Genomic DNA, 12,708 nt, shown 5'->3' on the forward strand with positions numbered 1-12,708 from the left:
GTAAGCGATGCTACGCAATACCGCGCGCGAAAACTCGATTGTGCTACGAGAAGAGCTGCAGCATCGTTGCCCCCATGAGCAGCGTCACGTCCTCCTCCCCCGCGCCCCGCCGGGTCCGCCGCGTCCTCGACTGGCGGCTGCGTTTCGGGGCCCTCGCCCTCGTCTGGGGCTTCAGCTTCCTCTTCATGAAGGTGGGGACGGAGAGCTTCGCCCCGTTCCAGGTCACGCTGGGCCGGCTGGTGTTCGGTACGGCGGTGCTCGCCGTGGTGACGGCCGTGAGGCGGGAGCGGCTGCCGCGCGGGGTGCGGACGTGGGCGCATCTGGCGGTCGCCGGGTTCCTGCTCAACGCGCTGCCGTTCTCGCTCTTCGCCTACTCGGAGCTGACGATCCCGTCGTCCCTGGCGGGCATCTGCAACGCGACCTCGCCGCTGTGGGGCATGGCCCTGTCCCTGGTCGCCCTCTCCGAGGACCGGCCGACCCGGTTGCGGGTGGCGGGTCTCGGCATCGGTTTCCTGGGCGTCCTGACGGTACTGGGGGTCTGGCAGGGCTTCCACGGCCTGGACGTCACGGGCACGACGCTGGCCCTGCTCGCCTCGCTGAGCTATCCGGTCGGCTGGATCTACGTCCGCCGCACGCTGGCCGGCTCCCGCCATTCCCACCTGTCCCTGACGGGAGCGCAGTTGCTGCTCGCGACGCTGCAACTGGCGGTCGTGACCCCGCTGTTCACCTCGGTACCGGCACACTTCCCGGTGGTGCCCGTACTGGCGGTCGCGGCGCTGGGCGTGCTCGGCACCGGGCTCGCCTTCCTGATCCAGTACGAACTGGTCGCCGAGGTGGGCCCGACGACGGCCCAGATGGTCACGTACTTCACGCCGGTCGTCGCCACGGCCGCGGGCGTCACGCTGCTGGGCGAGTCGCTGTCCTGGTCGACGCCGGTCGGCGCGGTCGTCGTCCTGGCGGGCGCGGCGCTGACCCAGGCACGGCCCAGGGCGCCCCGCCCCGCCGGACCGGAGCGTCCGGCCCGGGAACGCCGGAGGACGACCGTCTGACCGCGCACCGGCTCCGTCCGAAGGCCTCAGACACGGTGCCGTTCCGGCTCCGGTCCCAGCGCCGCCGCGACCGCGTCGGCGAGGGGCTCCGCCTCGCCCTCACCGAGGGTGGAGACGGTGATCCGGATGCCGGGCGGGGCATCGATCCGGAAGCGGGCGCCCGGTGCCACGGCCCAGCCGGCCTGCAGCAGCCGGGCGACGGCGCCGGTCTCGTCCGGCACCGGGATCCACACGTTCATGCCGCTGCGTCCGTGCGCCGCGACGCCCCGCCGCGCGAGCGCGCCGAGCAGCGCGTCCCGCCGCCGCCCGTACGCCGCCGCCACCGCGCGGGTGTCCACCGCGCCGTCGGCCCACAGCCGGGCCACGGCCCGCTGGATGATGCGGCTGACCCAGCCGGGGCCGAGCCGCTGCCGCCCGCGCACCCGGTCCAGCGTGACGGCGTCCCCGGTGAGCACGGCCAGGCGCAGATCGGGGCCGTAGGCCTTGGCGGCGGAACGGACGAAGGCCCAGTGGTGCGTCGTGCCGGCGAGGGGATGCAGGGGCAGGTCGACGATGCGGTGGCCGTGGTCGTCCTCGATCAGCAGGGTCTGCGGGTGCGCGCGCAGCACGGCACGCAGGGCGCGGGCGCGGGCGGCGCTCAGCGCGGCCCCCGTCGGGTTCTGCGCGCGGTCCGTGACGACCAGGGCGCGGGCGCCGGCGGCCAGGGCCCGGTCCACGTCGCCGGGGAGCGGCCCCTCGTCGTCGACGCCGACGGCGACGGCGCGCAGGCCGAGCGCCGGGACGAGGTCGAGGAGGCTGCCCCAGCCCGGGTCCTCCACGGCGACGGCGTCGCCCGGCCTGAGGTGGGTGGCGAGGACCCGTTCCATGGCGTCCAGCGAGCCGGAGGTGACGGCCACGGGCCCGTCCGGCACCCCGTCGGCGTCGAGTCCGGCCCGCGCGAGGCGCACCAGGTCCTCCTCCACGGGCAGGCTCCCGTACAGCACCGGCTCCCGGTCGCCCCGCTCGGCCGCCGCGGCGAACACCGGGCCCAGCGCGGGCAGCAGCGCCGGGTCCGGGTTGCCCTCGGAGACGTCCCGCACCCCTTCGGGCACCTCGACCCGGATGAACTCGCGCCCGGTGGTGGCCGGTTTCGCCCGCACCCTGCTGCCCCGGCGCCCGGCCGTCTCGATGACCCCGCGCTCGCGCAGGGTGCGGTAGGCGGCGGCGACGGTGTTCGGGTTCACCCCGAGCCGCTCGGCCAACTCCCGCATCGGCGGCAGCTGTTGCCCCGGCAGCAGCTCCCCGGCGGCCACCGCCCGCTCCACGCTCCCGGAAATCTCCGCTGCGCCACGCCCCGTGATCCGATATTCTCCTAGCACAAAACCAATTATGCACTAGTGCAATGGAGAGCGCCATGCAGGGGACCACCCGGACGCAGCCGCCGTCGCAGCCCGGCAGCACCTACCCGCCCACCGACCGCACCGTCCCCACCCGCTCCTCCCACCGGGCCTCCTACGACAAGGAGCTGGTGCACGCGATACTCGACGAGGGCTACGTCTGCCATCTCGGCTTCGTCCGCGACGGCGCCCCCGTCGTCCTGCCCACGCTGTACGGCCGGGTCGGCGAGCGCCTCTACGTGCACGGTTCCACGGGTTCACGCCCGCTGCGGATGGCGGGCCAGGGGGATCCGGGGCTGCCGGTGTGCCTGACCGTGACGCACGTGGACGCACTGGTGCTGGCCCGCTCGGCCTTCCACCACTCGGTCAACTACCGGTCGGTCGTGGTGCACGGCACCGCGTACGACGTGACGGACCCCGAGGAGAAGCGCACCGCCCTGGACGCCCTGGTCGACCATGTCGTCCCCGGCCGCTCGCGCGACTCCCGGCCGGCCGACAAGAAGGAACTGGCCGCCACCGCGGTGCTCCGCATCGACCTGGAAGAGGTCTCCGCCAAGGTCCGCGCCGGCGGTGTGAACGACGAGCCCGAAGACCTCGCCCTCCCCCACTGGGCCGGTCTCCTCCCGCTCCGCAAGGGCTACGGCACCCCCGTCCCCGACCCGGCCCTGGACGCCGGCACGGAGCCGCCCCGCTATCTGACGGAGCTGTGACGCCGGCGGCGCCCGCCGCTCGCCACCGGGTCCGCGGCGCTCCTGGCGGGCGCCGCGGACTGGGCGATGAAGGCGCCCACGAGGACCACCACGCCTCCGGCGATCTGCGGCGCCGAGAGGTGCTCGCCGAGCAGGATCCAGGCCAGGACCGTCGCGATGACCGCCTCGAGGCACGCCACGACGCCCGCGACCTGCGGTGACAGCCGGCGCACGGCGACCACTCCGGTGACGTAGGCGAGGACCGTGGCGACGAGCACGATCCAGGCCAGCAGCAGGGCGGCGGCGACGGGGGTGCCGTTCATGGACGCGCTGTGCGCGAGGAGGGACCAGTCCATGGTCCAGGGGCGGGCGATCACGGTGAGCACGGCGGCCCCGACGAGCAGCCCGTAAGCGATGACGCCCAGCGGGTCGGGCGTCTCGTCGCCGGCGCCGCTGCCCTGGTCGGACAGGACGAAGTAGCCGACCTGGCAGCAGGCGGCGCCGAGCGCGAGCAGCAGCCCGAGGGCGTCGAAGCCGAGGCCGGACCAGATCTCCACGACGCAGGCGAGTCCGCCGACCGCGAGGACGACACCGAGGGCGGCGGCCCGCGTCACCGGCCGGCGCTGGACGAACCGTACCCAGCCGAGGACCAGGGCGGGGGCCAGGTACTCGACGAGCAGGGCGACGCCGACGGGGATGCGGGACAGCGCGGCGAAGTAGCAGGCCTGGACCCCCGCCACGGCGAAGAGTCCGAAACCGGCCAGCAGCCCGGGGCGGCGGCGCAGCAGCGCGCGGTGGCGCACGGCGAGCGGAAGCATCACCAGGGCTGCGCCCGCCACCCGCAGCCAGACCACGTGGAGCGGATCGAGGCCCGCCTCGATCAGCGGCTTGGCCGCGACACCGGAACCGCCGAAGGCGACCGCCGAGGCGAGGGCGAGTCCGAGCCCGCCGCCCTTGCCGAGGCCGCCGTGAACGCTGTCAGTCGTCTGCACCGGCACATGATGACAGGGGACGACATGACCGTCACCCCGATGACGCCTGTCTCACCGGCCGGACGGCGTACCGCCCGGACGCCGCAAGCGGAACCGGTCCGGGATCAGGTCAGATCCCGGGGGCGGGCCGGGGCTCCGGCTCGCAGCGGCTCTCCAGCCGGGCGAGGACCGTACGCCGCTCGACGCCCGCGCGGTCCAGCACCTCGACCGCCCTCGTCCGGGGGTCCGCGACGAGTCCGGCGAGCAGGTCGACACCGCACGCCTCGGCGGCTCCCCGCCGGGCGGCACGGGCGCCGGCCTCCTCCATGGCCGCCGCGGCCGGCGGCGAGAACCCACCGGCCCCGGCCACCACCGGTACGGCACCGGTGTCCTCGGCGGTGCTCTGCCAGCGCAGGCCGTAGCCGATGCTGCGCTGCACGAGGTAGCCGAGCAGACGGGCCAGTTGTGGCCCCTCGCCGAGGAGCGAGCGCACCTGCGGGTCGTGCTCCAGGAGGGAGTGCAGCAGGTGGGCCGTGTCGATCTGCCGGTCCCCGTCCCGCACCGCTCTGCGGCGGGCACCGGTCACCACCGACGCCAGGTCCGCACCGAACCGGGCGCGGGCGTCGCCGCCGTCCGGGCGCCGGTCGCCCTGTTCTCCGGGTTCTCCGGGTTCTCCGGCCGACTGCCGGGGGATACGGGGTTGCACATCGCCCAGCTCATCAGCCGGCGGGGCCCGGGGCATCCCCGGTGGGAAGCATTTCGGCGTCCCACGCGGAGTGGACCGGCATGCCGGAACATCCTCCTTGCGGAGGAGATCGGACCGTTTCCCTCCGGTGGCGCGCGCCGCCTTGCCATGCGCCCCGAGGGCAACCCCGCCGCGCCGTCGCGGGTCCAACAGGGACATGAGGAACAGGTGCGGGTGCTGGCTGGTGTCCCTGCCGGCGGACGACGGACTGCAGTACGTGTACCGGGTCTACGCGCCCGAGGACGCGCTGCCCGCCGACCTGTTCTGGGAGGCGTGGCACTGCCACGACGAGAGCGCCCGCCCGCGCGCGTGGGACGTCTTCGACGCGGCGGTGATACGACGGGTCGGCTGACCACCGCAGAACGGGGTGGGGGCGCCGCGGCGCCCCGCGGATCGCTCCGCGGGGCGCCCTCGCCGTGAGCCGTGACCGGTCAGTCCTCGTCGGCGAGGATCAGGTACAGCTTCTTGCGGGCGTCGCCGATGACGGCGAGCGCCTTCTCCCGCTGTTCCTTGCTGCCGGTCTTCCAGACCTGGCCGAAGGCCTCCATCAGTCCGAAACCGGCCTGCCGGATGTCGCTCAGGGCCTCCCAGTCGACACCCCGCGAGGCCTCCTCCCAGGGCGCCTCGGGCCCTTCCTCGGCCGCGGTGCGGCCCGCCTCGGTGAGCGCGAAGAGCTTCTTGCCGCCCTCGCTCTCGTTGACGATCAGGCCCTCGTCCTCCAGCAGTTGGAGAGTGGGGTACACCGAACCGGGGCTGGGCTTCCACGCCCCGCCGCTGCGCTCGGCGATCTCCTGGATCATCTCGTAGCCGTGCATCGGGCGGTCCTTGAGCAGGGCCAGGATCGACGCCCGTACGTCGCCGCGCCGCGCCCTGCCCCGGGGGCCGCCCCGTCCCCGGCCGCCCCAGGCTCCGGGGCCGAAGCCCGGCCCGAAGGGACCGCCCGGGCCACCCGGTCCGAAGGGCCCGAAGGCCGCACGCCGGCCGCCGGAGCCACCGCGCCCGAAGGGGCCGCCCCCACCGCGCCCGTGACCGTGTCCACGCTCGTGTCCGTGGGTGTGCATCGCCATCACCCCATCCATTCTTCGATCGATCGCGATGCTTCAACGATATATCGGAAACTATCGCCCGACAAGACCCGTCACGGTCTCAGGGCCGTCGCCCGGGACCGGTCGGATGTGTGCCGGTGACCCCCATCACCACCGAGTAGAGACTGGTGTCCGCGGTGATGAAGAGGCGGTTGCGCTTGGCCCCGCCCCAGGCGATGTTGGCGACCGTTCCGGGGACGACGAGCCGTCCGATCAGCGTGCCGTCGGGGTCGTAGCAGTGCACCCCGTCGCCCATCGCGGCGACCCAGAGGCGGCCGCCGTCGTCGAAGCGGATGTTGTCGAAACGGGCACCCTCCCGGGCTCCCGCCTCGGCGAACACCTCGCCCTCGGACAGCGTGCCGTCGTCCCGCACGTCGAAAACCCGGACGACGCCCGCCCCGGTGTCGGAGACGAACAGCTGCCGCTCGTCGAGGGAGAAGACCAGACCGTTCGGGGCGGTGAAGCAGTCGGCGGCCAGCCGCACCTCGCCGGTGACCGGGTCGATCCGGTAGACGTTGTTGGAGCCGATCTCGCTCGGCGCGCGATGCCCCTCGTAGTCGCTGATGATGCCGAAGTCCGGGTCGGAGAACCAGACGGACCCGTCGGACTTGACCGCCGCGTCGTTCGGGCTGTTCAGGCGCCTGCCCTCCCACCGGTCCGCCAACACCGTGACGGTGCCGTCGTGTTCGGTCCGGGTCACCCGGCGGTTGCCCTGCTCGCAGGTGATCAGCCGGCCCTCGCGGTCGAGGGTGTTGCCGTTGGTGTGCCCGGCAAAGCGGCGGAACACGCCGACGGCGCCGGTCTCCTCGTCCCAGCGCAGCATCCGGTCGTTGGGGATGTCGCTCCAGATCACCTGCCGCCATGCGGGCACGTAGACCGGCCCCTCGGCCCAGCGGCAGCCGGTGTGGAGGACCTCCAGCGAACTGTCGCCGTTCATGCACCGCCCGGTGCGGAAACGGTCGTCGAACATCTCGTACAGCCCGGGGCTCTCGCCGGTCATGGGGCCTGTTCCTTCCGTCGGCGTCACTCACCGAATCCGCTTCGGCGAGAAGTGAAGACTGCCGCACGGCGAACGGCCGGAACAAGGAGAACCCGAACGGAGAACGGTGGTTCGCGCCGGCCGCTCCCTGCCGCCACGGCTCCAGCGGGACACCCTCGTCCTGCACCGCACTCGTCCGGGCCACCGGTCTCTTTGCCGGCACCGCTCACGCACGTGTGCGCAAGCCGCGGGAACACGGCCGTCGTCCGGAGCACCACCACCGGGGCGCCCCCGAATTCGGTCCAGAACTCGCGCATTGGCCTTGGCCCGCGGCTCCTGCGGGCCTCTAACGTCGGGGCATGCGCATCCGAATCGTCGACGCCTTCACCGACCGGCCCTTCGCCGGCAACCCCGCCGGAGTCCTGCTCCTCGACGCCTTCCCGGACGACGACCGGCTCCAGAGCATCGCCCTGGAGGTCAACCACGCCGAGACCGCGTTCGCCCATCGGCTGCCCGGGGGCGGCGAGGCGGACTGGGCGCTGCGCTGGTTCACGCCCGCCACCGAGGTCGCCATGTGCGGGCACGCCACCCTCGCCACGGCCCACGTCCTGCACACCACCGGCGCCCACGAAGGTCCGGTACGGTTCGCGACCCGCAGCGGCGTCCTGATCGCCACGCCCGGCGAGGACGGCTCGATCACCCTGGACTTCCCGACCGCGCCGCTGACGCCCGTCGAGGTGCCGGCGGGCCTCGCCGAGGCGCTGGGCGCCGAGCCGCGCACGGCTCTCGACACCGGTCCGGACGTCGGCGACCTGCTGGTCGAACTCGCCGACGAGGAGACCGTCCGCGGCCTGGCGCCGGACCACAAGGCGCTCGCGGCCCATTCGGCGCGCGGCGTCATCGCCACGGCCCGCGCACAGGACCCCGCCCGCGGCTACGACTACGTCTCCCGCTGCTTCTTCCCGAACGTCGGCGTCGACGAGGACCCGGTCACCGGCAGCGCCCACACGGCCCTCGCCCCCTACTGGTCCGGGCGCCTCGGCCGCCCGGACCTCACCGGCCTCCAGGCCTCGCCCCGCTCCGGCCGGGTCCGCACGGAGCTGCGCGGCGACCGCACGCTGCTGAGCGGCCGCGCGGTGACGGTGATCGAGGGCGAACTGCTGGCGTGACCACGGGACGTGAGGGGGTCCCGCCCGGGCCCCCTCACGCCGTCGGCAGCCAGTCCACCTTCCCGGCCAGCAGCGCGTACCCGACGAAGGCACCGATGTCGAGCAGCGCGTGCGCCACCACCAGCGGCCCCACCCGCCCCCAACGGCGGTACAGGTACACGAACACCACGCCCATCACCATGTTGCCGACGAAACCGCCGACGCCCTGGTAGAGGTGGTACGACCCGCGCAGCACCGAACTGGCCGCCAGTGACGCGCCCGGACTCCAGCCGAGCCGGTCGAGCCGGCGCAGCAGGTAGCCGACGACGATGACTTCCTCCAGGACGGAGTTCTGCACCGCCGAGAGGACGAGTACGGGGTGTTTCCACCACACCTCGGGCAGGGCCTCGGGCACCACGGTGAGGTTGAATCCGAGGCCGCGGGCGGCCAGGTAGAAGGCGATACCGGTGCTGCCGATGACGGCGGCGACGACGGCTCCGCGGCCCAGGTCCGGCCACGGACGGGTGCGGTCGAACCCGAGGGTGCGCAGGCTCTCCCCCTCGCGCAGCAGGAAGTGCGCGACGAGGGCGACCGGCACCAGTGCCGTGGTGATCCCGAAGAGCTGCCAGGCCAGGTCCAGCCAGGGACGGCCGGGCGCGGCGGAGGCGTTGAGGGTGGCCGCCTGGTCCTTGAGCCCGCCGGGCCGGGTGAGCGAGCCGATGAAACTGATGAGGGCGGAGACCCCGCTCGCGCCGAGCGAGAGCGCGAGGACGAGCAGCGTCTCGTCACGCAGGACCCGCCGCGCGGGCCGCTCCCGGGGGACCGGCTCCCCACGCAGCGTCTTCTGAGGGAACGTATGGTCCACCGGGTCCGCCTCCGCCCTGCACGCCTGTCTCCAGCTGGGACGTCACAGCTTGCCCGATCCGTGCGGGGCGGTGCGCGGCGGGGGCGGGTCCGGTGGCGCCGGCGCCCGCCTCAGCCCAGGGGCGCCGCCTCCGGCAGACCCACCGGCCACAGGTGCACGGGCTCGCCCTCGCGCATGAGCTCGACGTAGCGGCGGGTCGTCGCGGCCAGCGCCGTCTCCCGGGACAGGCCCGCCTCCAGCGCCCGGTGGAACGTGGCCGCCTGCCAGGTCGCGCCGTTGGCCCGGCGCCGGCAGCGCTCCTCGATCACCCCGAGGTACAGGTCCCGGTCGGCGGGCTCCACGCCCCACGCGTCGAGCCCGGCCTCGGCGAGGGGCAGCAGCTCGTCGCGGACGAGGGCGGCGGCGTCGACCTCCGTGGTGCCGCCCAGCCGGCCTCGCCGGGGCCACTCGAGACGGGCGTCGATGCCGTGGCGGCACGCCGCGTCGAAGTTGGCGGCGGCGGCCTCGAAGGGCAGCCGGGACCAGACCGGCCGGGGCTCCTCGGCGAGCGCGCGGACGACGCCGTAGTAGAAGGCGGCGTTGGCGATGACGTCGGTGACGGTCGGCCCCGCGGGCAGGACGCGGTTCTCCACCCGCAGATGGGGAACGCCGTCGGCGATGTCGTACACGGGCCGGTTCCAGCGGTAGACCGTGCCGTTGTGCAGGACGAGTTCCGCCAGCCTGGGGACGCCGCCGGCGTCCAGGACCTCGAGCGGGTCCTCGTCGTCGCAGATCGGCAGCAGCGCCGGGAAATAGCGCCGGTTCTCCTCGAACAGGTCGTACGCGGAGGTCACCCACCGCTCCCCGAACCAGGTGCGCGGACGGACCCCCTGTGCCTGGAGCTCGGGCGGACGCGTGTCGGTGGACTGCTGGAACAGCGGGGGCCGCGACTCGCGCCACAGCTCCCGGCCGAACAGGAAGGGCGCGTTGGCGCCGAGGGCGATCTGCGCGGCGGCGACCGCCTGGGCCGCGTTCCACACGTCGGCGAAACGGTCCGGGGTGACCTGCAGATGCAGCTGCACGGAGGTGCAGGCGGCCTCGGGGGCGATGGACTTGGAGGTGCAGGTGAGGCGCTCGACCCCCTCGATGTCCAGCGTGAAGTCCTCGCCGCGGGCCGCCACGATCTGGTCGTTGAGCAACGCGTAGCGGTCGACGGCGGACAGGTTGGAGGAAACGAGATCGTCCCGGTCGAGGGTCGGGAGAATGCCGATCATCGCGATTCCCGCGTCGACCTCCCCCGCCTTGCGGTCCGCATATGCCAAGGACGTGCGGATCTCCTCGGCGAGCCGGTCGAATACCCTGCCGCCCAATCGGTGCGGGGCGATGTTGACTTCCAGGTTGAACATCGCGAGTTCCGTCTGGAAGTCACGGCTCGCGATGCGCTCGAGGACTTGCCCGTTCAACATTTTCGGCATCCCGTCGGCCCCGACGAGATTCAATTCGATCTCCAGCCCCATCAGGTTCTTCGGCCGGTCGAACCGCTTCTCCGCCAGCAGCCGCTCCAGACCCGTCAGGCACCGCTGGAGCTTGTCGCGGTAGCGCTGGCGATCGGACAGGTCGAACTGACCTGCCACGACCTTCTCCCCCATGGAAGAGTCCCTTCTCGGAGCGATGATTCGGAGATCCGGCCGCCGGTGTGCCGGTCAGGTGTGATGATGCCCAGCCGAAGCGATCGATAACGTCCCCGCGCGGCCCCGGCACCCGCTACGCTGAACCGCTGTGACCGGTGGCACATTCATCGGGCATGGCGCATTCCGCAGTTTCACGTCCGGATCGCTCGTGAAAAACGCCGACGACAATTGGCCGACCGTTCGGCAGACATTCCCCGAGGTCGCCGCCGGAAACCGGCAGAAAAATCAGGACGTTTCCCGCATGTCAACGACCGGATAACACCTTGTTTCGTTCGCCGCGGTCTGCTAGAAGAAAAACAGTCTGAACGCATGTCGTATACACTCCGCTGACACGGCAGAAGACCGGCGTCCACGGTCGAAGGATCCTGCCGCCGGGCTGACGCGCGGCAGGCCTCATCCCGCTTCTCGGTTTCCGGACCCCGGCCTCTGCCTCTCGTCCTGTGAGCTGACAGCGTCGTCCGCCCCGCCACGCACCGCCCACCCCGCACCGCCCTCGCGCCACCGTGCCTTCGAATGAGAGGCGACCCACCATGCCGCTGCATGCCCTCCCGGCCCCCGCGCCCGCCCTGCGTTCCGTCCTGACCGCGTTGTCGTCCCCCACCGCGGTCCGCGAGGCCCGGACCCCGTCCCTGCTCGGCGCCCAGGGGCCCCTCGCCCCGGAACTGCCGCTGCCCCTGCACGTCCTGGACGGGGTCTCCGCCGAGGGCGTGACGGCCACCCGGCTCACCGGGTGGCGGTTCCTGGTCCACTGCGGCGACCGGGCGGTGGCGGCGGCGGAGACCATGCTGACGCCGGACGGCTGGGCCTTCTCACGCTTCTTCGAGGGCCCTTACATCGCCTCGACCGAACGGGCACTGCGCCAGGCGGAGGCACTGTCCCAGTCCTACCAGCCGCGCCTCCTGTCGGTCCCCGGGCTCTACATGCTCACGCTGTGGCTGCACGGCGACTGCGCCGCGGACGCCGCGGCGGGACACCCCGGCGCGACCGACCTGCTGGTGCCGCTCGCACCGGCGCCCCCCGGCATCGCGGCCCACCGGCCGCACCGGGTCGCCGAACTGCTCCCGGTCCTGACCCACCGGGTGACGCCCACGCCCCTGCTGCGCTCGACGGCCTGACCTCTCCCCCGGAGAGCCGGCCCGGACGGACTAGTCACATCCGGCCATGGAGAATCCCCCGAAGTGACAGTGCAGTTGGGCCGAACCGCCCGCACGGGTGACGCGTCCTCAAGCGGTGAGAAGCGGTGCTGTGAAATACCTGCGGAACGAGACCCGTGGGGCAACACTGGGTTCGGATCGACTCGACACAACGGGGGGCGGCCATGGACGACGTTTCACGCCGCGGAACAGACACGACAGCGCACTCAGCCACCACGACGGACCGAGAGACTCCACTCATGTGCCAGCACCAGCCACCGTGCCCCTCAGCCGACTCCGCCGACCGGGAATCCGCCCGTCTCGTGGCGCACCACCCGGAGCAGGGCTGGAGTCTGCTGTGCAACGGCGTCGTGCTCTTCGAGGACACCGGTGAACTGCTGCCGGACGGTCAGGTCATCGCCCCGCACCGGCCGCTCGGCACCGGACTGATGACCGCGGCCTGAGCACCCACGGCCCGAACACCCGAGAGCCGGCGGACCGGGACTTCCGGTCCGCCGGCTCTCTCCGTCGGCCGGCCGCCGCGCCGATCGCCCCCGCGCCCGCCGTTCCCCCGCACCCGCCTATCGTGACCGGCATGCAGTCCTACACGATCGGCCAGGCGGCGCGGCTGCTCGGCGTCAGCCCGGACACCGTCCGCCGCTGGACCGACGCCGGCCGGATCACCACACATCGCGACGAGGGCGGACGGCGGCTCATCGACGGGCGGGACCTGGCCGCGTTCTCGGCCGGCCTGGCCCGCTCCGGCGACGCGCACGAGGACACCCCGTACACCTCGGTGCGCAACGCCTTCCCCGGCATCGTGACGGCGATCAAGCTCGGCGACGTCGCGGCCCAGGTCGAGATCCAGGCCGGCCCGCACCGGCTCGTCTCCCTGCTCACCCGGGAAGCGGTCGAGGAACTCGGCCTGGAGGTCGGGATGGAGGCCACCGCCCGCGTGAAGTCGACGAATGTCCATATCGACAGGACATGACGAGCCC

14 protein-coding genes are annotated in these 12,708 nt (G+C 73.0%); 7 read left to right on the top strand and 7 right to left on the bottom strand.

Features of this window, described 5'->3' with window-relative positions:
• Positions 1 to 74 precede the first annotated feature (74 nt).
• Complete coding sequence (locus tag ACFYOJ_RS15270; protein ID WP_356550862.1) at positions 75 to 1,049, top strand: DMT family transporter; 975 nt, start codon at positions 75 to 77, stop codon at positions 1,047 to 1,049.
• A gap of 26 nt (positions 1,050 to 1,075) precedes the next feature.
• Here ACFYOJ_RS15270 and ACFYOJ_RS15275 read toward each other — a convergent pair whose 3' ends face one another.
• Positions 1,076 to 2,407 (bottom strand): aminotransferase class I/II-fold pyridoxal phosphate-dependent enzyme, encoded by a 1,332-nt coding sequence (locus ACFYOJ_RS15275; RefSeq protein ID WP_356550860.1) that lies wholly within the window; start codon positions 2,405 to 2,407, stop codon positions 1,076 to 1,078.
• Positions 2,408 to 2,442: 35 nt separating this feature from the next.
• On the opposite strand from ACFYOJ_RS15275, the gene ACFYOJ_RS15280 reads away from it, so the two are divergent.
• Positions 2,443 to 3,135, top strand: a complete 693-nt coding sequence (locus tag ACFYOJ_RS15280; RefSeq protein WP_356550858.1) for a pyridoxamine 5'-phosphate oxidase family protein — start codon at positions 2,443 to 2,445, stop codon at positions 3,133 to 3,135.
• Here ACFYOJ_RS15280 and ACFYOJ_RS15285 read toward each other — a convergent pair.
• The gene (locus ACFYOJ_RS15285) at positions 3,117 to 4,112 is read right to left on the bottom strand and encodes an EamA family transporter (protein ID WP_356550857.1); all 996 of its coding nucleotides are present in this window, start codon (positions 4,110 to 4,112) and stop codon (positions 3,117 to 3,119) included. The two genes, ACFYOJ_RS15280 and ACFYOJ_RS15285, sit on opposite strands and share 19 nt — an antisense overlap.
• 103 nt (positions 4,113 to 4,215) lie before the next feature.
• Entirely contained in the window at positions 4,216 to 4,791 is a 576-nt protein-coding gene (locus ACFYOJ_RS15290; RefSeq protein WP_356550855.1) for a Clp protease N-terminal domain-containing protein, read from the bottom strand.
• A gap of 196 nt (positions 4,792 to 4,987) precedes the next feature.
• Here ACFYOJ_RS15290 and ACFYOJ_RS15295 point away from each other — a divergent pair, with 196 nt between their 5' ends.
• Positions 4,988 to 5,182 carry a hypothetical protein gene (locus ACFYOJ_RS15295; protein ID WP_356550853.1) on the top strand — a complete coding sequence of 65 codons (195 nt, stop codon included), beginning with the start codon at positions 4,988 to 4,990 and terminating at the stop codon, positions 5,180 to 5,182.
• A 79-nt stretch (positions 5,183 to 5,261) separates the two neighbouring features.
• Here ACFYOJ_RS15295 and ACFYOJ_RS15300 read toward each other — a convergent pair whose 3' ends face one another.
• Complete coding sequence (locus tag ACFYOJ_RS15300; RefSeq protein ID WP_356551199.1) at positions 5,262 to 5,891, bottom strand: PadR family transcriptional regulator; 630 nt, start codon at positions 5,889 to 5,891, stop codon at positions 5,262 to 5,264.
• A gap of 85 nt (positions 5,892 to 5,976) precedes the next feature.
• The gene (locus ACFYOJ_RS15305; RefSeq protein WP_356550852.1) at positions 5,977 to 6,915 is read right to left on the bottom strand and encodes an SMP-30/gluconolactonase/LRE family protein; all 939 of its coding nucleotides are present in this window, start codon (positions 6,913 to 6,915) and stop codon (positions 5,977 to 5,979) included.
• 338 nt (positions 6,916 to 7,253) lie between these two features.
• Here ACFYOJ_RS15305 and ACFYOJ_RS15310 point away from each other — a divergent pair, with 338 nt between their 5' ends.
• Positions 7,254 to 8,063 (top strand): PhzF family phenazine biosynthesis protein, encoded by an 810-nt coding sequence (locus tag ACFYOJ_RS15310; RefSeq protein ID WP_356550851.1) that lies wholly within the window; start codon positions 7,254 to 7,256, stop codon positions 8,061 to 8,063.
• 34 nt (positions 8,064 to 8,097) lie between these two features.
• Here the strand turns inward: ACFYOJ_RS15310 and ACFYOJ_RS15315 are convergent, their stop codons facing one another.
• Both ACFYOJ_RS15315 and ACFYOJ_RS15320 read right to left on the bottom strand, forming a co-directional pair.
• Positions 8,098 to 8,907, bottom strand: a complete 810-nt coding sequence (locus ACFYOJ_RS15315; RefSeq protein WP_356550849.1) for a type II CAAX endopeptidase family protein — start codon at positions 8,905 to 8,907, stop codon at positions 8,098 to 8,100.
• Between the two features lie 110 nt (positions 8,908 to 9,017).
• Positions 9,018 to 10,535 carry a glutamate--cysteine ligase gene (locus ACFYOJ_RS15320; RefSeq protein ID WP_356550848.1) on the bottom strand — a complete coding sequence of 506 codons (1,518 nt, stop codon included), beginning with the start codon at positions 10,533 to 10,535 and terminating at the stop codon, positions 9,018 to 9,020.
• Between the two features lie 572 nt (positions 10,536 to 11,107).
• On the opposite strand from ACFYOJ_RS15320, the gene ACFYOJ_RS15325 reads away from it, so the two are divergent.
• From ACFYOJ_RS15325 to ACFYOJ_RS15335, 3 genes are all read left to right on the top strand, one after another.
• The gene (locus ACFYOJ_RS15325) at positions 11,108 to 11,692 is read left to right on the top strand and encodes a hypothetical protein (protein WP_356550846.1); all 585 of its coding nucleotides are present in this window, start codon (positions 11,108 to 11,110) and stop codon (positions 11,690 to 11,692) included.
• 278 nt (positions 11,693 to 11,970) lie between these two features.
• Positions 11,971 to 12,174 carry a DUF5999 family protein gene (locus tag ACFYOJ_RS15330; RefSeq protein WP_188183521.1) on the top strand — a complete coding sequence of 68 codons (204 nt, stop codon included), beginning with the start codon at positions 11,971 to 11,973 and terminating at the stop codon, positions 12,172 to 12,174.
• Positions 12,175 to 12,305: 131 nt separating this feature from the next.
• Entirely contained in the window at positions 12,306 to 12,701 is a 396-nt protein-coding gene (locus ACFYOJ_RS15335) for a helix-turn-helix transcriptional regulator (RefSeq protein WP_356550845.1), read from the top strand.
• Positions 12,702 to 12,708: the final 7 nt, after the last annotated feature.

It is taken from the genome of Streptomyces sp. NPDC006384, from assembly GCF_042870695.1.
In the GTDB taxonomy this organism is placed as follows: Bacteria; Actinomycetota; Actinomycetes; order Streptomycetales; family Streptomycetaceae; genus Streptomyces.